The following is an 18,812-nucleotide window of genomic DNA, read 5'->3' as shown; positions in this document are numbered from 1 at the left end:
AATGCAGCAGCCGTCCATCCCGAGTTACAGTCTCAGCCAGCGTTTCCTCCACTGGGCGGTGGCGCTGCTGATCTTCTTCAATCTGCTGTTTCCCGACGGGATGAATATATGGCACCGGCTCGTTCGCAGGGGCGAGGTGCCGACGCCCGAGCAGATTGCCTCGGCCAATATCCATGCCTATGTCGGCATCGCCATTCTGCTGCTTGCCGTCCTCAGGCTCTGTCTGCGCTTTATGCAGGGTGCGCCGCCTGAGGCTTCGCAGGAGCCGGCGATCGTTCGTCTCGGGGCAAAACTCGCCCATGCCGGGCTTTATATCCTGCTCTTCGCGATGCCGCTTTCGGGCATCGCCGCTTACTATTTCGGCATCAATCCCGCCGGCTTCGTTCACGCGGATGTCTTGAAGGTCATTCTTTGGGGGCTGATCGCGGCCCACGTCGCAGGCGGGCTCGTCCATCAGTTCTATTATAAAAGCAATGTGCTGCGCCGCATGACGCTCGGCTGACCGACAACGAGTTCAGTTCACGGCGGTAACGGTGAAGCCCTGCTTGCGCAGCAATTCGATGACGCCGCCCTCGCCGGGCAGATGCAGGGCACCGACGGCCATGAAGACGTTTCCGTCGTCGAGAATGGGTGCGGCGCGTTCTGCCATGACCTTGTTTCGATCGAGGATGACCCGCTGTTCGAAGGCGGCATAGTCGCTGCTTTCGCCTTCGGTCTCCGGTGTCACGGTCTTCAGCATCGGCATGGTCAGGCCGATATCGCCGGAGAGGTAGAGATCGGTCATCGTTTCGACCACATCATTCATCTTGGCTCCGAGTTCCAGCGTCTCGATCAGCGACTTCATATGGAATTCGACCGGCAGATCAGCCATGGCCTGGATCTGCTCGGCAAGGGTTTCCAGCCCCTTGACCTCCTTGCCCTCGGCAACGGCGTCGGTGGCGATTTTCTGGTCGAGAAACTGCACGCCCCTGGCCTTGCGGGCGAGTTCGCAGGCCGGAAGGGCAACGGCGCTGGAGATCATCCATGGCCGCATGCGGGAGACGGCGCTGAGCGGGATGCCGCGCTGCTTGAGGCCGGCCTCCAGGCGCTTGTAGTCCTCGGCAGAGAGCAGCTTGTCGATCGTCGTGCCGTCGGTGAACATCGTCAGTTCCGGCCGCGCGAGCAGGGCGGCGGTTGCCTTTCGTTCATCGAGGATCTCGTCGGATTCGATGATGATCGTGTTGGCTGCGTCGTGGGCCGCCTGGGCGCGCGGCGGCAGGGCGAGCACACGGGGATCGGTCACATGCATGCTGCCGAGCAGCCATGAAGGGGCAAGTCCGGGCTTTTCGATCTTCCAGAAGATGCCCTTGCCGTTCGGCGTTGCTTCGGCTTCCTTGACCGCCTCGGCGTATCGGGCGGGGTCGCTCTGCTGCAAGTCGACCATCAGATTGCGGCCGGTGCAGGCAGTGTCTTCGGCCGCCGCCGGCCTTGCGGCGAGGAGGGCGACAAACAGAGCCGCAACAAGCAGCATGTGGAAGGCCGCAATCAGCCAGAGCAGCAGATTGCCGGGTGCTAAGAGGAAAAAAGCCCGGCGGCTGATTGAAGTCGTCATCATGGTATTCCCCACATGCCCTATCGCTTCTGCTCTACGCTCAGCTTGCGCATAATCCTTTAAGAGAATGCGTTAACGAAAAATTAGCGCGTCGATTCAGGCCGGATTCATGGGCGCTGAGCTTGTCGACAATATGGGATGCCCTCGTCACAAGCGCTGCGCATTCTGGACGAGATGCATCAAGCGCGCGGATGGGCTCGATCATACACCTCAAGCAGCCGCGATGCATCCACGCCGGTGTAGACCTGCGTTGTCGAAAGGCTGGCGTGGCCGAGCAGTTCCTGGATGGTGCGCAGGTCGCCGCCGCCAGCAAGCAGATGGGTGGCGAAGGAGTGGCGGAGCGCATGCGGCGTTGCCGTCTCCGGCAGGCCGAAGGCGCCGCGCAGCTTCTGCATAGCCCGCTGGATGATCGCCGCCTGCAGCTTGCCGCCGCGGGCGCCGCGAAACAGCGGCTCTCCGCTGTCGAGATCATATGGGCAGAGCGCGCGATATTTCTCGACCGCGTCGAAAACTACGGGCAGAAGCGGCACCAGCCGTGTCTTGTTGCCTTTGCCGGTAATGCGCAACGTCGTCGCGCCTTTCGGCAGGTCGGCGGGAACGAGATTCAGTGCCTCGGAGATGCGCAGGCCGCAGCCGTAGAGCAGGGTCATGACAGCCGCATCGCGCGCGGCGATCCACGGTTCGTCATGCAGTTGGGCTTCATCGCTGACGATGGCGATCGCCTGCGTGTCCGACAGTGGTTTGGGGAGCGACTTCGGCTGTTTCGGCGAACGGATCGCGCCGGCGCCGGCGGCATTGACCAGGCCCTTCTTTTCGAGGTGGCGCAACAGCGAACGTAGGCCGGCGAGATTGCGGCCGAGCGAACGGGCGCCAGAGCCTTGCCTGCGCCGAGCGGCAAGGAAGGCGCGGAAATCGGCGGGACGCAATTCCCTGATGTCGGCGAGGGTCGCCGGGCCGGCAAGATGACCGGTCAGGAAGGTCAGAAACTGGCGGGTGTCGCGCTCGTAGGCGTCGAGCGTATGCTCGGAAAGACGGCGTTCGCGAGCGAGGTTTTCGAGCCACGCAGCACGTTCCGCCATCAGGCGCGGGTCGGCGATTACAAGCAGTTCATTCACGTCGCTGGCCTTGAATTTGCCTTCAAGTCCGCCAATTTGAAGCAGGAACGGTTATGGAATTGCTAATGCCGGCCAAGCCTTTGTCATCCTTCGATCATATTGTACTGCGATAGCTTATAGCCCATAGACAGGATCTTTCATGGCACGGCGCGATTCCATGACGGCTTTCGGACAACTCGCGGAAGCGATCGCTCTCGTTTCACAGGGAAAGCCCGGTCACATCGTCGACACGCTGATTGCCGAACGCGGCCAGAGGATCGTGAAACATCCGCTCTGGCCGGTCATGCGGCCGTTCCTCTACACGCTTCTGCGCTACAACAAGGCGATCGAATTCGCCAACGCGGTGGCCAAGATGCCGGGGTTCCAGTCGTTCGAATATCTGAGCGACGTGCTGAAGCTCGACATCGGCGTCGCCAATGGCGAACGCATTCCTGATAGCGGCGGCTTCATCCTCGTCAGCAATCACCCCACAGGCATTGCCGACGGCGTAGCCGTTTTCGACCTCCTGAAAACGCGCCGGCCCGATATGATGTTCTTTGCCAATCGCGATGCGATCCGCGTCAACCCGCGTTTTGCCGAGATGGTCATCCCCGTCGAATGGCGGGAGGAGCACAAGAGCAAGCTCAAGGCGCGCGAGACGCTACAATTGACGAACCACGCAGTACGGGAAGGCAAGGCGACGGTGCTCTTTCCATCGGGCCGCATCGCCTATTGGGCCAATGGCCGGCTCAATGAACGCCCCTGGAAGACGTCGGCGGTCGGGCTGGCGCGCAAATACAATCTGCCGATTCTCCCCGTCCACATGACGGCGCGCAATTCCGGCCTGTTCTACTGGCTGGCAAAGTGGTCGACGGAGCTTCGCGACATGACGGTTTTCCACGAACTCTTGAACAAACGCGGCGACCGTTTCGATTTCGTGATCGGCAATCTCATTCCCGCCGAACATCTCGACGGCGATGTCAACGAGGTGACGAAGGCGCTGGAGAAACATACGGTCCACGACATGGCCCGCGATGGGGACGCGACCTTCGTGCCGGTCGGCGGGCCGGCTGCGGCGATGCCGTGCGAGATGTCGGTTCTGGCCGTCTAGAATCGTGACGATCGATATTCGCATCTTCCATGATGGGTTGCCGGAGGCAATGGCGGGGCTTGCGCACCAAGCCCAACAGGAAGGCCATCTCCATATCGGCCGGCTTATCGATGACTGGGCAGCTGGCGACATCCGCTTCACGCGTGACGGCGAAAGGCTGCTCGGCGCCTTTGAGGGCGAAACACTCGTTGCTGTCGGAGGCGTGACCATCGAACCCGCCCGGCCGGAAGCGCTGCGGATGCGGCGTTTCTACGTTCGCCCCGCAATGCGCGGTCGCGGCGTCGGGCGGATGCTTGCTCTGGCGCTTCTGGATCACGCGCGGCGCTTCTGCCGCTGTGTCACTGTCCATGCGGGAAATGATGGTGCGATGAGGTTTTGGGAGTCGCTCGAGTTTCGTCCCCTTGACCAGGATGGCTATACCCTTGTCCTAGACCTGCGCGGTTGAGGCGAGACCGCACACCATTATGCGCCGATCTCCTGGAGGCGGACGGCCTGGCGGGCCAAGAGCCGCTCGACATCGGCAATGTCGAGCGCCGAAAGCCTGGGCCCCGGCTTGCGCAAGGCGGCGGATTTGATCACGCCGCGCTTGGCAAGCACGTATTTGCGGCAGGCAAGACCGACGCCCTGCTGCTGTTCATAGCGAGCGAGCGGCAGATAGGCATCGAAGATTTCGTGGGCGCGCTCGGGATTGCCGGCGCTATAGGCTTCGACGACGCCGACCATCATCTCGGGATAACAGAAGCCGGTCATGGCGCCGTCGGCGCCGCGGCCCATCTCCTCCGGCAGGAAAAGCCCGCCATTGCCGCAGAGGATGGAGATGCGCCGCATGCCGCCCTTGTCGCTGGCTGCGCGAAGCGCGGTGATTTTCGACAGGCCCGGCCAATCCTCGTGTTTAAGCATGACGCAATTCGGCACCTCTCTGACGATGCGCTCGATGACCGCGGGTGCGATCGTCACATTGGTGGTAAGCGGATAGTCCTGCAGCGCGAAAGGCGTATCACCCAGGGTTTCACCAACCGACTGGTAGAAGGCGAAGACCTGATCGTCGGTCCTGATGGTCCAGGGCGGCGCAACCATGACGCCGGCGGCACCTTCGCCCATGACGACCTTGGCGAGCTCGCTCATCGGGGCAAGCCCGGGCGCCGACACGCCGACGACCACCGGCAGGCGTCCGTCAAGGCGCTTCAGTACACGCTCGACCACGATCCGCGATTCCTCGGCGGTCATCTTCGGAGCCTCGCCGAGCTGGCCGAGCACCGTCAGGCCGGTGACGCCGGCGCCTTCATAAAACTCGACCATGCTGTCGATGCTTTGGAGATCAAGCGTGCCGTCGTCGGCAAAGGGAGTTACAGCGATAACGTAGACGCCTTTGGCATTCTCGCTCAGTCTGGCCATTCATGCTCTCCGATTCAGCTGTCGAACAATCTTCCGGCAAACTAGGCGGCCAATTGCTTGCCCGGCAACCTTTTCGTCAAGGCGCGGTTCATCTTGGCGAGCCTTCGTTATCCACATTGTCGCCAGTCGAGCCATCTCTTCTTTGCGGTTCCAATTCCATCGATTTGCGGGCATGGTCTCGCGCGATGAGCATAGATTCGTCCGATCTCTTTGGCACGCTTTTCGAAGCACCGCCCGTGAACCGAACGGTTCCGGTGCTGGTGCCGATGCCGGCGCCGAAACCCTATTCCTACTCGGTGCCGGAGGGCATGGCGGTCGAGCCCGGCTCGGTCGTGCAGGTACCGCTCGGGCCGCGGCAGGTGATCGGCGTCGTCTGGGACGGCGGCGAAGATGGCGTCGATCCGAAGAAGCTGCGGCCGATCAGCCATGTCTTCGATTGCCCGCCGCTTTCCAAGGAGATGCGGGATTTCATCGATTGGGTGGCGAGCTACACGCTCTCCCCGCCCGGCCTCGTGGCACGCATGGCGCTCAGGGCGCCGAATGCCTTCGAGCCTGAGCCGATGGTGGAGGGGCTGAAATTCGTCGGCGGCGAACCTGAGCGGATGACACCGGCGCGTGCTCGCGTGCTTGCGGCCGCTTTCGACGGCCTGTCATGGACGCGCAGCGGTCTGGCGCATGCGGCCGGCGTTTCGACGAGCGTCGTCGATGGGCTGATCACGCTCGGCATTTTCGAGACGGTGTTCCTGCCGCCGCCGCCCGTTGTGGCGATGCCGGATCCCGGCTTTGCCGCCGCACGCCTCGAAGGGCCGCAGAAAGAGGCGGCGGCGGAGATCGTCTCCGACGTCCGCAGGGGCGAATTTTCGGTGTCGCTGATCGACGGGGTGACCGGCTCCGGCAAGACCGAAGTCTATTTCGAGGCGATCGCCGAGACGCTGAAGCGCGGCAGGCAAGTGCTGATCTTGCTGCCGGAGATCGCGCTGACGGCGAGTTTCCTCGAGCGTTTTCAGGATCGCTTCGGGGCAAAGCCGGCCGAATGGCATTCCGACCTCGCCCCGCGCATGCGCGAAAAGGTCTGGCGCCAGGCGGTGACCGGGGAAGTGCGGGTCGTGGCCGGCGCCCGATCGGCGCTCTTCCTGCCTTTCGAAGACCTTGGTCTCATCATCGTCGACGAGGAGCATGATCCTGCCTACAAGCAGGAAGATCGGGTCTTCTATAATGCCCGCGACATGGCCGTGGTGCGCGGCCGCATCGGTGATTTTCCCGTCATCCTGGTGTCGGCGACGCCGTCGGTCGAAAGCCAGGTCAACGGGCAGAACGGCCGCTACAGCACCGTCCACCTGCCCACGCGTTTCGGCGACGCGGCGCTGCCCGATCTGCATCTCATCGATATGCGCAGGCACGCGCCGGAGCGCGGTGGCTTCCTGTCGCCGGTGCTGATCCGGGCGATCGGCAAGACCGTGGAGAGGCGCGAACAGGCGCTGCTTTTTCTCAATCGGCGCGGTTATGCACCGCTGACGCTCTGCCGGGTCTGCGGTCACCGCTTCCAATGCCCGCAATGTTCGAGCTGGCTGGTCGAGCATCGCTTCCGCAAGCAGCTGCAGTGCCATCAATGCGGCCATGCCGAGCGCACCCCGGAGGCCTGTCCGGAGTGCGGCACGCTCGACCATCTCGTCGCCTGCGGGCCTGGCGTCGAACGCATCGCCGAAGAGGTGGAGCGACATTTCCCAGAGGCGCGGACAATCGTTCTGTCCTCGGATATCATGGGCGGTGTGAAGCGGCTGCGGCTGGAGCTTGATGCAATCGCCAAGGGCGAGGCCGATATCGTCATCGGCACACAGCTCGTCGCCAAGGGGCATAATTTTCCGCTGATGACGCTGGTCGGCATCGTCGATGCCGATCTCGGCCTTGCCAATGGCGACCCGCGCGCGGCCGAGCGCACGTTTCAACTTCTGTCGCAGGTGACGGGCCGCGCCGGACGCACCGGTCTCAAAAGCCACGGGTTGCTGCAGACCTACCAGCCGCAGCATCCCGTGATGCAGGCGATTGTATCAGGCGATTCCGATGCCTTTTACGAGCGCGAGATCACCGAGCGCGAACGCGCCGCACTACCGCCTTTCGGCCGGCTGGCTTCGATCATCGTATCGGCAGAAACGCGCCACGACGCCGAGAACCATGCGCGCGGCATGCGCAACGCAGCGCCCCAGGTCTCCGGCATCTCAGTGCTCGGCCCGGCGGAAGCGCCCCTCGCCTTGGTGCGCGGCCGCCACCGCTTCCGCCTTTTGGTCCACGGACGGCGCAACTCCGACATCCAGGCGTTTTTGCGGGCGATGCTGTCGCAGTCGCCGAAGGAGCGCGGATCAGTGCAGGTGCAGCTCGACATCGATCCCCAGAGCTTTCTGTAGATCGTTCCGCACACTGCGTTTCCGGATGCGGCCGATCATGGCATAAACGCAGAATCAGCGGATGATTTGGGGTCGAGGCATGGAATTTGAGTTTCCCACGGAATTTGGCGAGCAGCTTGCCTTCGGCGCAGCCGCCTTCACGGCCATCGCCGGCTTCATCATCATGTTTGCGCCCGGTCTTGCGATGAGGATCTTCGGCCTGGCGCCGCGCGGCGAGCGGCGTGAAGGTTTCAGCGAGGTCCGATCGACAGGCGGCTTCTATCTCGGTTTTGGTCTCGGTTCCGTCGTGCTGGCGCAGCCGCTGATTTATACGGCATTCGGCGCAGCGTTCGCCATGGCCGCGTTCGCCCGCATCGTCTCCATCCTGTCAGATAAGGGGAGTACTTATCTCAACTATTTACTTCTGGTTGTGCAAACAGTTATCGCGGCACTGCCGCTGCTGTATGTTTTCGGCTTCTTCCAAACATGATTTTCGCCGCCGGCGGCGGCTTGCGCGGCCCGCTTTCAGGCCATTGCGCAATTTTGCGAACAGAAATTCATGCGAAAGGCGTATTCGGGCATTACGCGTGTTGCGAGTCCGAACATCCTATGTTAGACGGACCCCGAATTTCGGAAGAAGCAAGAGGCTTCTCTTGTGATTTCTGGGGGAAATCAAAACGAATTCAAGATCATAGGTTCGGCGCCCGCCGAGAGCCGGATTTTGGATTGAAATCAGGGAAATTTGTGCCAGTGGCAGACACGTCCCAGCTTACTTCTGGTGTTGCCGAGCGCTATGCCTCGTCGCTTTTCGAGCTGGCGCTCGAACACGGCGCCGTCGACAGCGTAGCCGCCGATCTTGACCGTTTCCAGGCGATGCTGGATGAGAGCGCTGAACTGAAGCGCTTCGTCGCAAGCCCGGTTTTCTCCGCTGAAGATCAGCTGAAGGCGATTGTCGCCATCAGCGAGAGAGCCGGCATCAGCGGCTTCTTCGCCAATTTTCTGAAGGTCGTGGCGCGCAACCGCCGCCTGTTTGCCCTGCCGGGGATGATCAGGGCCTTCCGCCTCATCGCGGCGAATAATCGCGGTGAAATCTCCGCCGAGGTCACCTCGGCGCATGCGCTCTCCCAAGCGCAGGAAACCGAATTGAAGGCGGCACTCAAGAGCGTCACCGGCAAAGACGTGACGATGGCCGTCACGGTTGATCCGTCAATTCTTGGTGGTCTGATCGTGAAGGTCGGGTCCCGTCAGATTGATACGTCTCTTCGTACCAAACTCTCTACCCTTAAGCTCGCATTGAAAGAGGTTGGCTGATGGATATCCGCGCCGCGGAAATTTCCGCAATTCTCAAAGACCAGATCAAAAATTTCGGCAAAGAGGCGGAAGTCTCGGAAGTCGGCCAGGTTCTCTCCGTCGGTGACGGTATCGCTCGCGTTTACGGGCTGGACAATGTCCAGGCTGGTGAAATGGTCGAGTTCCCCGGCGGCATCCGCGGCATGGCCCTGAACCTTGAATCCGACAATGTCGGCGTCGTTATTTTCGGTAACGACCGCGACATCAAGGAAGGCGACACTGTCAAGCGGACCGGTGCCATCGTCGACGTTCCCGTTGGTCCCGAACTGCTCGGCCGTGTCGTCGACGCGCTCGGCAACCCGATCGACGGTAAAGGCCCGATCAATGCGACGCGCCGTTCGCGCGTCGACATCAAGGCTCCCGGCATCATCCCGCGCAAGTCGGTCCATGAGCCGATGTCGACCGGCCTCAAGGCCATCGATGCGCTGATTCCGGTCGGCCGCGGCCAGCGCGAACTCGTCATCGGCGACCGCCAGACCGGCAAGACCGCCATCCTTCTCGATGCCTTCCTCAACCAGAAGGCCATTCACGACAATGGTCCGGAGGGCGAAAAGCTTTACTGCGTTTACGTCGCTATCGGCCAGAAGCGTTCGACCGTCGCCCAGTTCGTCAAGGTGCTCGAAGAGCGCGGCGCGCTGAAATACTCGATCATCGTCGCCGCCACCGCTTCCGACCCGGCGCCGATGCAGTACCTGGCCCCGTTTGCCGGCTGCGCCATGGGCGAATATTTCCGCGACAACGGCATGCATGCGCTGATTGGTTACGACGACCTGTCGAAGCAGGCCGTGTCCTACCGCCAGATGTCGCTGTTGCTGCGTCGCCCGCCGGGCCGCGAAGCCTATCCGGGCGATGTTTTCTATCTGCACTCTCGCCTGCTCGAGCGCGCTGCGAAGATGAACGACGACATGGGTGCCGGTTCGCTGACCGCTCTTCCGGTCATCGAAACGCAGGGCAACGACGTTTCGGCCTTCATTCCGACCAACGTGATCTCGATCACCGACGGCCAGATCTTCCTTGAAACCGACCTGTTCTACCAGGGTATCCGTCCTGCCGTGAACGTCGGCCTGTCGGTTTCCCGCGTCGGTTCTTCGGCTCAGATCAAGGCGATGAAGCAGGTCGCAGGCTCGATCAAGGGCGAGCTCGCCCAGTACCGCGAAATGGCCGCCTTCGCCCAGTTCGGTTCGGATCTTGACGCTGCGACGCAGCGCCTGCTGAACCGTGGCGCTCGCCTGACCGAGCTCCTGAAGCAGCCGCAGTTCTCGCCGCTGAAGACGGAAGAGCAGGTCGCTGTGATCTTCGCAGGCGTCAATGGTTACCTCGACAAGCTGCCGGTCGCATCGGTCGGCAAGTTCGAACAGGGCCTGTTGTCCTATCTGCGTTCGGAAGGCTCCGCCATCCTCGACGCAATCCGCACGGAAAAGGCTATCAGCGACGACACCAGGGGCAAGCTCACCGCTGCTCTCGACAGCTTCGCCAAGTCTTTCCAGTAATCGGGCCAGGTTAGGACGGATAACGGATGCCTTCACTTAAGGATCTGAAAAATCGGATCGCCTCCGTCAAGGCGACGCAGAAGATCACCAAGGCGATGAAGATGGTCGCCGCGGCGAAGCTTCGGCGTGCGCAGGAGGCGGCCGAGGCCGCCCGGCCTTACTCGCAGCGTATGAACGCGGTCCTTGCGAATATCGCCAAGGCCGTTACCGATGCGGACGGGGCGCCGGTCTTGATGACCGGCACCGGCGAGGACCAGGTGCACCTGCTCGTGGTCTGCACGGCCGAACGCGGCCTGTGCGGCGGTTTCAACTCGCAGATTGCCCGCTTCGCCCGCGACCATGTCCGCAAATTGGTCGCCGAAGGCAAGACGGTGAAGATCTTCACGATCGGCAAGAAGGGTTATGACATTCTGCGCCGCGAATTCGCGTCACTGATTGTCGAGCGCAAGGAATTGCGCGAGGTCAAGAAGATCGGTTTCGAGAATGCCGACCAGATCGGCAAGCGCATCATCGAGATGTTCGAGGCCGGCGAATTCGACGTCTGCACGCTGTTCTATTCCGAGTTCAAGTCGGTGATAAGCCAGGTTCCGACCGCGCAGCAGCTCATCCCCGCCAAGGCCCCGGAAGCCGTCGTCGAGGATGAGGAGCATGCTGGCGCCGTCTACGAATACGAGCCGGATCCGGCGTCGATCCTCGACGATCTGATCCCGCGCAACATCTCGGTCCAGATCTTCCGCGCTCTCCTCGAGAATGTCGCGGGCGAAATGGGCGCCAAGATGAGCGCCATGGACAATGCGACGCGCAATGCTGGTGAGATGATCAACAAGCTGACGCTGAGCTACAACCGCCAGCGTCAGGCGCAGATCACCAAGGAACTGATTGAAATCATTTCGGGCGCGGAAGCGCTCTGAGTTAGGAAAAGAGGGTAAGAAAATGGCTGAGGCAGCTACCCGTTCTGTCGGCAAAGTCACCCAGGTTATCGGCGCCGTCGTCGACGTCGCTTTCGAAGGCGAACTGCCGGCGATCCTGAACGCGCTCGAAACCGATAACAACGGCAACCGCCTTGTTCTCGAAGTCGCTCAGCATCTGGGCGAAAACGAAGTCCGTACCATCGCCATGGACTCGAGCGAGGGTCTCGTCCGCGGCCAGCAGGTCGTCGATACCGGTGCCCCGATCTCGGTTCCTGTCGGCGATGAGACGCTTGGCCGCATTATGAACGTCATCGGCGAACCGGTCGACGAAGCAGGCCCGCTCAACACCGCCCACAAGCGCGCCATCCACCAGGACGCGCCGGCTTACGTCGAGCAGTCGACGGAAGCGCAGATCCTCGTTACCGGCATCAAGGTCGTCGACCTTCTCGCCCCTTACGCAAAGGGCGGCAAGATCGGCCTGTTCGGCGGCGCCGGCGTCGGCAAGACGGTTCTCATCATGGAACTGATCAACAACGTCGCCAAGGCGCACGGTGGTTACTCGGTCTTCGCAGGCGTGGGTGAGCGTACCCGCGAAGGCAACGACCTCTACCACGAAATGATCGAATCAGGCGTCAACAAGCATGGCGGTGGCGAGGGCTCGAAGGCTGCGCTCGTTTACGGCCAGATGAACGAACCGCCGGGCGCGCGTGCTCGCGTCGCTCTGACCGGTCTGACCGTCGCAGAACATTTCCGCGACCAGGGCCAGGACGTTCTGTTCTTCGTCGACAACATCTTCCGTTTCACGCAGGCGGGTTCCGAAGTGTCGGCTCTGCTCGGCCGTATTCCTTCGGCCGTGGGTTATCAGCCGACGCTCGCAACCGACATGGGTCAGATGCAGGAACGCATCACCACCACGACCACGGGCTCGATCACCTCGGTCCAGGCCATCTACGTTCCGGCCGACGACTTGACCGACCCGGCGCCGGCGACCTCGTTCGCCCACCTTGACGCAACGACGGTTCTGTCGCGTTCGATTGCTGAAAAGGGCATCTACCCGGCCGTCGACCCGCTCGACTCCACCTCGCGCATGCTCGACCCGTTGGTCGTCGGCGAAGAGCATTACGAAGTCGCCCGTAAGGTCCAGTCGACGCTGCAGCGATACAAGGCCCTGCAGGACATCATCGCCATTCTGGGCATGGATGAACTGTCCGAAGAGGACAAGGTTGCCGTCGCCCGTGCCCGCAAGATCGAGCGCTTCCTGTCGCAGCCGTTCTTTGTTGCCGAAGTCTTCACCGGCTCGCCGGGCAAGCTCGTTGCTCTCGAAGACACGATCAAGGGCTTCAAGGGCCTCGTTAACGGCGAATACGACAATCTGCCGGAAGCCGCCTTCTATATGGTCGGCTCGATCGATGAAGCCGTCGAGAAGGCCAAGAAGCTCGCCGCCGCTTGATGAGCGACGCTCAGGACGAGATATTCTGCTGCGACTCCCTCAAGCGAGTCGTGGCGGAGCTGCCAGAGCCGGCCGCGCCGACCGTCTACCGCGCCGATAACGGCGTGACGATGATGGTTGTCGGGCTGGTTCAGACCGAGGAAGGCCTCGGATATCTCGATCAGGCGATACTGCACTGCCCGTTCTGCGGGACCAAATTGCAAGCTGCAAAAGCCATAGCCGAGAAGGTAAGTCACTGATGGCTGACAATTTCAACTTTGAGCTCGTTTCGCCGGAGCGCCTGCTGCTGTCGGAGATGGTGACCGAAGTCGTCATTCCCGCAACCGAAGGCGAGATGACGGTTATGGCGCATCATGCGCCGACCATGACAACGATCAAGCCGGGTATCGTGAGCGTCCGCTCCGGCTCCGGCAGAAAGCAGGACTATGTGGTGTTCGGTGGTTTTGCCGATATCCTGCCGACAGGCTGCACATTGCTTGCCGAGTCCGCCGTTCCGGTTGAAGAGCTCAACAAGGATGAGCTGACCCGCCGCATCGAAGCTGCCAAGAAGGAACTCGAGGATGCCGTGCATCATGAGCACAAGTCCAAGCTTGAGCACTTCATCCTGGAACTGACGCATCTTAGCGGCATCGTCCAGCAGGATTGATCACAGCGACAGCATCAATGAAAGGCGGCCGCGAGGCCGCTTTTCTTGTTTCTGCCGTCTTTGAGCGCGACGATCGAAGCGCATCAACGAAAGTGAAGAGAGAGCAGGCGATCAAAGCCGCTTTTGCCGGTTTATGACGGTGAGGCGACACTTGCAGTGCCGCGCGACTTCAAAGCGCGCGCAAAAGCGCTGCGGCCCTTGATACGCCTATCGTGCTTTCCTTGTTTTACGACTGCATCTTCGTGGCCGCACATTGTGCGCGCGAGGCTTGGAACCGGGCAGACTCTCATTAGAAGCCGGTACCGCCGCGTAGCTCGATGACCAGCGTCTTGAACAGGATTTTCAGGTCGAGCAGCAGGCTGAAATTCCTGACGTAATAGATATCGCAGGCGATCCGGGCCCGGGCTTGCAGCGGCCGTGCCGTCGGTCCGCGCCAGCCCCGTGTCTGCGCGAGGCCGGTGATGCCGGGACGCATGACGTGGCGATGGTGGTAGTTCGGCACCAATTCTTCGTAAAGCCTGCCGGCTGCGCGCATGTTGATGGCATGGCAGCGCGGACCGACCAGGGACATGTCGCCCCTGAGGACGTTCAGAAGTTGCGGCAGCTCGTCAATGTTTGTCCTGCGGAGCAGAGCGCCGATGCCGGTCACCCGCCTGTCGCCCTTGACGGTCTGCTGGATGCCGCTGGGATCGCAAGCGTCGGTGTGCATCGAGCGGAACTTGAAGACGGTGATCTTTCGGCCGTTCAGGCCCCAACGGATCTGACGGAAGAATACGGGGCCGCCATCGTCGAGTTTGATGAAAATAGCGATTGCCAGGAAAAGCGGCGCCAGCACGAGGAGAGCGCTGGCCGCGATGACGATGTCGATCAGCCGCTTTACGGCCAATCGCAGAGCCGCCTTGCCTTCGACACCAGAAAAGCTGTCCGGCTGGCGAATGTTGGAGTTCGCTACAACCAGAGTCCGGATTTTGTTCTGACGCTGAGACGAATCGAAGCGTGAACTTATCTTCGAAGTAAAAGCATTCATTACTCAAAGCCCAGAAGTTTAGATGCGATACTGAACTGCGGGGAGACAGATACATGCTTACGTATGGTTTGTCATCGTTATAAATAAGAAATCGGTAAGCATAAAGACGCCAAAAATGGGAGTATTTCGCGTTAACCTTAATGCCTCTAGTTGAGTGGCGTTCGAAATTATACTTCTAAAGGAGTAGCCCGATCAGGCGGCGCGATGTGAGGTGATTGCCGAAATCGATTACCGGTCGTTCCAACAGATAATAACTGAGGCTTGCCACCAGAAAAACGAGCGCCGCCGTCAGCGTGCAGGATTGCAGCCAACCGGTGACCACGTTCTCCGAGGAGGCCCCGAACGAGCCGGGGTCGAGTCTCTGGATCAATGTCAGGATGATCTCCTGCCAGATGTAAATGCCGAAGGAGATCTTGGCGACGTAGCGGACAGGAGCGTTATCAAGCAGCCTGCCCAGGCCCTGGGCACGGCTGAGCGAAACGAGCGCTGTTGCGACCGCCAGTGGAAAGACTGGAAATCCATAGGGGATGTCAAGCCAGCCGTAACCTTCGGCCGAGCCGCCAGGTGATATGAGGAGGCGGTAAGCGGCAACCGAAAGGGCCAGGAGTGCCGCGGCGTCGAACCAGGAAGAGCGCCTTGCGGACAACATCACTTCGATGCCGGCGGCAAAGGCACCGAGCGCGAAGACGGCAAAGAAACCGATCGGATTATAGTTGGGCATCCATTCCTTCGCCCCGCCCTGCAGGCCATATGCCCAGCCGCGCCCAATATCGTCGAGCGCAAAGAGCCTCAGGATTACCAGATGGGCAAGAAGGACGACGGCAATGACGCAGAGCCATACGGCGCGGGCGAAGAACGGACGTCGCCGCAGCAGGGGCAAGCGAAACAGCAGGAAAAAGGCGGCCGGCAGGAGCACATAGCTGGTGACCTCGAAGGGAATGGACCAGAGCGGCCCATCGGCTTCGACGGGAAAGAACGTGCGCCAATGCCACTGGCTCATGAACAGCAGTCCCGAGACATAGCGGATGACGAGCTCCGGCGTCAGCGGCAGGGCAAGCAGCGTCAGGCTGAGGATAAAGCCGACGCTGGCGGCGAACCAGAAGCCCGGAGTGATGCGCGCCAACCTGCGGATGGCGTAGTGCCCGAGGCTCGGCATGGCGCCGCCGGCGTCGAGAGCGTGCCAGAAAGGGCGGGCAAGCAGAAAGCCGCTGAGCACGAAGAAGATGGCGACGCCGAAATTGCCGAAGCGGAGGACGTTGGCCGTCGGCGCCAATTCATCCGGAATTCTGCGCATATCCAGCCGGAGCGCGAGATGATGCGCGAGCACCAACAAGCACGCCATCGCGCGCAGAAAGTCGGCTCCGACCAGTCTGTCCTGTGCTCGCATGTCGTTCCCGCCCCGCTCGATTCGGCTCAAACCGCCCAAGCTCAAAGCATTGCCGCGGAAGGCCGCGTCGGCAAGGGCGGGTCGGGATCAGCCGAGGAGTTCGTTGGTGTAATAGGTGGAAAAGTCCGGCTTCTCCCTGAGCACGACGCCATTCGCATCAACCAGGATGCCGTTCTCAAGCAGGAAGCCGCCGATGGCATCGGCCTTTGCCGGGTCAAGGGTGCCGATCACGCCGGCCTCGGATCTCAGGAAATGGCCTTCGATCAATGCCTTCTGGGAAGCCTTTACCAGTTCCGTGTTCATCAGTGCGCCGTTGCTTCCCGATATCAGCAGTTCGCAGGCTTCGTCGGGATGGTCGATGGAGTAGACATAGCCTTGACGTGTGGCCTGGATGAAGGCGCGGGCGTGTTCTCGACTGGCCGAGAGATAGGCGTCGCTGGAAACGATGACCGTCGTCTGCTCGTCGGGAATGCCGTAATCGGAATAGTGGAAGCGGCTGATCTTCCGCTTCTCCAGCTCGGCGGCGATGCCTTCCCAGGTGTAGATCTCCAGCGTGAAGTCAATCGAGCCATTGTCCAGCGCCTCATAGGCGGAGGTGCCAAGGGTGACGGTCTTGACGTCGCCCTTGCCGCCGTCATTGCGGATCATCGCTGAGACCAGCGCGCTTTCCCAGGTGCCGCCGAAGCCGCCATAGGTCTTGCCGTCGAGATCTCTGGGACTCTTGATGTCGTCGCGCCCGCCCTTGAAGATCAGGCGTGCGGTTTCCGTCTGGACGACGCCGTAGACCATCTTCACGTCACCGCCGCCAGCGCGCTGCGTGAGAGCCTCGATCTCGCTGCTGATGCCGAAGTCGGCGACCCCGTTCGACACCAGCGTGCCGGCGCTGGTGTCGGTAAAGGGCAGAATCTCAACATCGAGGCCGGCGGCCGTGTAGAAGCCTTTCGCCTTGGCGACATAGATGCCGATGTGGTTGGTGTTGGGCGTCCAGTCGAGCGCGATACGAACCTTTGCGGGCGCCGATTGAGCGAAGGCGGCGCGGCCGGCGAGGCTTGTTGCGATAGCGGCGAGGATCGTCTGTCGACGGGTGAGAAGCAGCATGGTGACCTCCTCAGGTCTATTAGAGCAGGATCCCGAAAAGTGTGAGCGGTTTTCGGACGACATGGTGCTCTAACTCTTTAAATTGGAACAGGATTCAGATTGCAGGCCGACCGGCCTGAAATCATCCTGTTCTTGCGGATGAAGCAGGGTTTGCAGGATTTCAGTCTCGATTGCCTGGGCCGCGGGCGACCCGAGATCAGCGATGCTTCTCGGGCGGGGCAGGGAAACGCGGAATTCGCGGATGACGCGGGCCGGGCGGGCAGACAGCACGTAGATCCGGTCGGAGAGGAAAACGGCCTCGCGAACATCGTGGGTGATCAGCAGCGCCGTCCAGCGATGTTCGGTCCACATGTCTTGCAGCCACTCCTGGATCTGGATGCGAGTCAGCGCATCGAGCGCGCCGAAGGGCTCGTCGAGCAGCAGCATGTCCTGCTTCTGGATGACGGTGCGCAGCAGTGCAGCACGCTGGCGCATGCCGCCGGAAAGAGAGGCGGGGTAGTGATGCTCGAAGCCGGCCAGGCCAAACCGCTCGAAGAGGGGCGCGACAGCGGCGCGGGCGGCCCGCCGATTCATGCCCCTCACTTCCAGGCCGAGCACGGCATTGTCGATGATCCGGCGCCAGGGCATCAGCGCATCGCGTTGCGGCATGAAGGCAAAGGAATGCGGCGTCTGTTCCAGCGCCGCACCGTTGAAAAGCATGTTGCCGGAATCCGGCCGCAGCGCCTGAGTCAGCAGTCTCAGCACGGTCGATTTTCCCGAGCCGGATGGGCCGACGATCGAGACGAACTCGCCGTTTGCGACCGCGAGCGAAATGTCGTCCAGGACCTTCATGCCGTCGAAGGACTTCGAGATGTTGCGCAGCTCAAGCATCTGACCGGTCATCGGCGCCGTTCCTTGGATGGCTGCCAGGGCATGACGAAACGCTGGATAACCACCGTCAGCGCGAAGAGGCAGAGCGTCAACACAGCGCTGACGATCACGGCGGCGAGCACGAGATCGGGACGGAAATTGTTCTTGGCGTTGAGGATATAAATGCCGAGGCCGCTTGCAGCGCCGGCATATTCGGCAAAGATCGCGCCGACGACGGCATAGGTGATCGAGATTCGAAGGCCGGCGAAGAAATAGGGCAGCGACGAGGGAAGCCGCGCCAGGCGGAAAATGCGCCAGCGACTCGCTTTCATCGAATTCAAGAGCTCGGCGATGTCGCGATCGGTCGCCTCATAACCCTGAAGCAGGGCAACGAGCAGCGGAAAGAAAGTGACGAGCGCCACCAGCAATATCTTCGGCAAAAGGCCGAAACCGAACCAGAGAACGACGAGGGGTGCGATCGCCACCAGCGGCAGAGTCTGGCTGGCGATGAAGATCGGCAGCAGTGCCCGACGCATGAAGGGCATGAAATCCATCAGGATCGAAGAGGCGAAGGCGAAGGCGAGCGACAGGGCGAAGCCGCCGAGTGTCGCGCCGAGCGTCGGCCAGGTGTTTGATATCAGCCCCTCTCGGTTCAGCCAGCCCTGGATAAGAATACGCGAAGGCGCCGGCAGAATGGACGGTTTGATGCCGGAAAGATCCACATAGAGTTCCCATGCCGCCAGAAAGGCAAAGCCTGCGAGCAAGGCGGGCATTGCCCGGTACACGGCGAGACAGAGCGTCGCAAGGCGCGAATCCGATGGTCGTGGCGATGTCATCGGCGTTCGATTTCAGGCTTTCGTCTGGCCGTTAGCGCAAACCTGTCGAGGACATCGGTCTCGATGCGCAGCCTACCGCGATTGGGGGCGGTTGCCTTGACGGCATCGAGAGGGATGCCGGCGGAATTGCCGGACGTCGGGTAGAGTGACACTTGCGCGCCGGAACACATTTGGACCTCGCTCCGCTGGCATTACC

The 18,812-nt window shown here is 61.4% G+C and carries 18 protein-coding genes and 2 pseudogenes; 11 read left to right on the top strand and 9 right to left on the bottom strand.

Annotated elements, in window-relative coordinates; genetic code table 11:
- The first annotated feature begins 1 nt into the window (after position 1).
- Entirely contained in the window at positions 2-502 is a 501-nt protein-coding gene (locus tag NL154_RS19715) for a cytochrome b (RefSeq protein WP_221122943.1), read from the top strand.
- Between the two features lie 12 nt (positions 503-514).
- Here NL154_RS19715 and NL154_RS19710 read toward each other — a convergent pair whose 3' ends face one another.
- Positions 515-1,591, bottom strand: coding sequence for a TraB/GumN family protein (locus tag NL154_RS19710; protein WP_210633044.1), 1,077 nt, complete (start codon positions 1,589-1,591; stop codon positions 515-517).
- Between the two features lie 179 nt (positions 1,592-1,770).
- Positions 1,771-2,706, bottom strand: a complete 936-nt coding sequence (locus NL154_RS19705) for a tyrosine recombinase XerC (protein ID WP_434733225.1) — start codon at positions 2,704-2,706, stop codon at positions 1,771-1,773.
- Between the two features lie 139 nt (positions 2,707-2,845).
- On the opposite strand from NL154_RS19705, the gene NL154_RS19700 reads away from it, so the two are divergent.
- Together NL154_RS19700 and NL154_RS19695 are read left to right on the top strand one after the other, a co-directional pair.
- Positions 2,846-3,796 (top strand): GNAT family N-acetyltransferase, encoded by a 951-nt coding sequence (locus NL154_RS19700; RefSeq protein WP_430961683.1) that lies wholly within the window; start codon positions 2,846-2,848, stop codon positions 3,794-3,796.
- Positions 3,797-3,800: 4 nt separating this feature from the next.
- Positions 3,801-4,241 carry a GNAT family N-acetyltransferase gene (locus NL154_RS19695; protein WP_221122946.1) on the top strand — a complete coding sequence of 147 codons (441 nt, stop codon included), beginning with the start codon at positions 3,801-3,803 and terminating at the stop codon, positions 4,239-4,241.
- A gap of 17 nt (positions 4,242-4,258) precedes the next feature.
- On the opposite strand, the gene NL154_RS19690 is transcribed toward NL154_RS19695, so the two are convergent.
- On the bottom strand, positions 4,259-5,191 hold the full coding sequence (locus tag NL154_RS19690; protein ID WP_430961681.1) for a dihydrodipicolinate synthase family protein: 933 nt from the start codon (positions 5,189-5,191) through the stop codon (positions 4,259-4,261).
- A gap of 185 nt (positions 5,192-5,376) precedes the next feature.
- On the opposite strand from NL154_RS19690, the gene NL154_RS19685 reads away from it, so the two are divergent.
- From NL154_RS19685 to NL154_RS19650, 8 genes are all read left to right on the top strand, one after another.
- The gene (locus tag NL154_RS19685; RefSeq protein ID WP_210632943.1) at positions 5,377-7,593 is read left to right on the top strand and encodes a primosomal protein N'; all 2,217 of its coding nucleotides are present in this window, start codon (positions 5,377-5,379) and stop codon (positions 7,591-7,593) included.
- Positions 7,594-7,672: 79 nt separating this feature from the next.
- Complete coding sequence (locus NL154_RS19680; RefSeq protein WP_434733224.1) at positions 7,673-8,062, top strand: DUF4345 domain-containing protein; 390 nt, start codon at positions 7,673-7,675, stop codon at positions 8,060-8,062.
- A 254-nt stretch (positions 8,063-8,316) separates the two neighbouring features.
- Positions 8,317-8,883: a F0F1 ATP synthase subunit delta gene (locus NL154_RS19675; RefSeq protein WP_210633043.1), complete on the top strand. Its 567-nt coding sequence runs from the start codon at positions 8,317-8,319 to the stop codon at positions 8,881-8,883.
- Entirely contained in the window at positions 8,883-10,412 is a 1,530-nt protein-coding gene (gene atpA, locus NL154_RS19670; RefSeq protein WP_210632941.1) for a F0F1 ATP synthase subunit alpha, read from the top strand. Before NL154_RS19675 ends, atpA begins: the two co-directional genes overlap by 1 nt.
- Before the next feature lie 26 nt (positions 10,413-10,438).
- On the top strand, positions 10,439-11,323 hold the full coding sequence (locus tag NL154_RS19665) for a F0F1 ATP synthase subunit gamma (protein WP_168296613.1): 885 nt from the start codon (positions 10,439-10,441) through the stop codon (positions 11,321-11,323).
- 22 nt (positions 11,324-11,345) lie between these two features.
- Positions 11,346-12,773, top strand: coding sequence for a F0F1 ATP synthase subunit beta (gene atpD, locus NL154_RS19660; protein WP_168296614.1), 1,428 nt, complete (start codon positions 11,346-11,348; stop codon positions 12,771-12,773).
- A complete protein-coding gene (locus tag NL154_RS19655; RefSeq protein WP_210632940.1) occupies positions 12,773-13,012 on the top strand; it encodes a hypothetical protein in 240 nt (79 codons plus the stop codon). Before atpD ends, NL154_RS19655 begins: the two co-directional genes overlap by 1 nt.
- Entirely contained in the window at positions 13,012-13,419 is a 408-nt protein-coding gene (locus tag NL154_RS19650; protein ID WP_210632939.1) for a F0F1 ATP synthase subunit epsilon, read from the top strand. Before NL154_RS19655 ends, NL154_RS19650 begins: the two co-directional genes overlap by 1 nt.
- Positions 13,420-13,708: 289 nt before the next feature.
- Here NL154_RS19650 and NL154_RS19645 read toward each other — a convergent pair whose 3' ends face one another.
- The 6 genes and pseudogenes from NL154_RS19645 to NL154_RS19620 form a co-directional block, all read right to left on the bottom strand.
- Entirely contained in the window at positions 13,709-14,446 is a 738-nt protein-coding gene (locus NL154_RS19645; protein WP_221146061.1) for a sugar transferase, read from the bottom strand.
- A 167-nt stretch (positions 14,447-14,613) separates the two neighbouring features.
- A pseudogene (locus tag NL154_RS19640) lies at positions 14,614-15,833 on the bottom strand (acyltransferase family protein).
- A gap of 87 nt (positions 15,834-15,920) precedes the next feature.
- A complete protein-coding gene (locus NL154_RS19635; protein WP_210632936.1) occupies positions 15,921-16,931 on the bottom strand; it encodes an ABC transporter substrate-binding protein in 1,011 nt (336 codons plus the stop codon).
- 69 nt (positions 16,932-17,000) lie between these two features.
- A complete protein-coding gene (locus NL154_RS19630; RefSeq protein ID WP_210632935.1) occupies positions 17,001-17,813 on the bottom strand; it encodes an ABC transporter ATP-binding protein in 813 nt (270 codons plus the stop codon).
- On the bottom strand, positions 17,810-18,616 hold the full coding sequence (locus tag NL154_RS19625) for an ABC transporter permease (RefSeq protein WP_221146057.1): 807 nt from the start codon (positions 18,614-18,616) through the stop codon (positions 17,810-17,812). The genes NL154_RS19630 and NL154_RS19625 overlap by 4 nt, the downstream gene beginning before the upstream one ends.
- Positions 18,617-18,669: 53 nt before the next feature.
- Positions 18,670-18,786 (bottom strand): annotated as a pseudogene (locus NL154_RS19620) (YkoF family thiamine/hydroxymethylpyrimidine-binding protein); the annotation flags it as partial.
- Positions 18,787-18,812 lie beyond the last annotated feature (26 nt).

This window comes from Rhizobium sp. YTUHZ044, assembly GCF_051123975.1.
In the GTDB taxonomy this organism is placed as follows: Bacteria; Pseudomonadota; Alphaproteobacteria; order Rhizobiales; family Rhizobiaceae; genus Rhizobium.
The sequence above is the reverse complement of the archived record's forward strand: the minus strand, read 5'-3'. Positions and strand labels throughout refer to the sequence as shown.

Excerpts from the sequence above, each read along its gene's own strand:
- NL154_RS19665 (WP_168296613.1), top strand. The coding sequence starts at position 10,439 with ATGCCTTCACTTAAGGATCTGAAAAATCGGATCGCCTCCGTCAAGGCG.
- NL154_RS19690 (WP_430961681.1), bottom strand. The coding sequence starts at position 5,191 with ATGGCCAGACTGAGCGAGAATGCCAAAGGCGTCTACGTTATCGCTGTA.
- NL154_RS19645 (WP_221146061.1), bottom strand. The coding sequence starts at position 14,446 with ATGAATGCTTTTACTTCGAAGATAAGTTCACGCTTCGATTCGTCTCAG.
- NL154_RS19685 (WP_210632943.1), top strand. The coding sequence starts at position 5,377 with ATGAGCATAGATTCGTCCGATCTCTTTGGCACGCTTTTCGAAGCACCG.
- NL154_RS19700 (WP_430961683.1), top strand. The coding sequence starts at position 2,846 with ATGGCACGGCGCGATTCCATGACGGCTTTCGGACAACTCGCGGAAGCG.
- NL154_RS19635 (WP_210632936.1), bottom strand. The coding sequence starts at position 16,931 with ATGCTGCTTCTCACCCGTCGACAGACGATCCTCGCCGCTATCGCAACA.
- NL154_RS19680 (WP_434733224.1), top strand. The coding sequence starts at position 7,673 with ATGGAATTTGAGTTTCCCACGGAATTTGGCGAGCAGCTTGCCTTCGGC.
- NL154_RS19710 (WP_210633044.1), bottom strand. The coding sequence starts at position 1,591 with ATGACGACTTCAATCAGCCGCCGGGCTTTTTTCCTCTTAGCACCCGGC.
- NL154_RS19655 (WP_210632940.1), top strand. The coding sequence starts at position 12,773 with ATGAGCGACGCTCAGGACGAGATATTCTGCTGCGACTCCCTCAAGCGA.
- NL154_RS19715 (WP_221122943.1), top strand. The coding sequence starts at position 2 with ATGCAGCAGCCGTCCATCCCGAGTTACAGTCTCAGCCAGCGTTTCCTC.
- NL154_RS19630 (WP_210632935.1), bottom strand. The coding sequence starts at position 17,813 with ATGACCGGTCAGATGCTTGAGCTGCGCAACATCTCGAAGTCCTTCGAC.
- NL154_RS19650 (WP_210632939.1), top strand. The coding sequence starts at position 13,012 with ATGGCTGACAATTTCAACTTTGAGCTCGTTTCGCCGGAGCGCCTGCTG.
- atpA (WP_210632941.1), top strand. The coding sequence starts at position 8,883 with ATGGATATCCGCGCCGCGGAAATTTCCGCAATTCTCAAAGACCAGATC.
- atpD (WP_168296614.1), top strand. The coding sequence starts at position 11,346 with ATGGCTGAGGCAGCTACCCGTTCTGTCGGCAAAGTCACCCAGGTTATC.
- NL154_RS19625 (WP_221146057.1), bottom strand. The coding sequence starts at position 18,616 with ATGACATCGCCACGACCATCGGATTCGCGCCTTGCGACGCTCTGTCTC.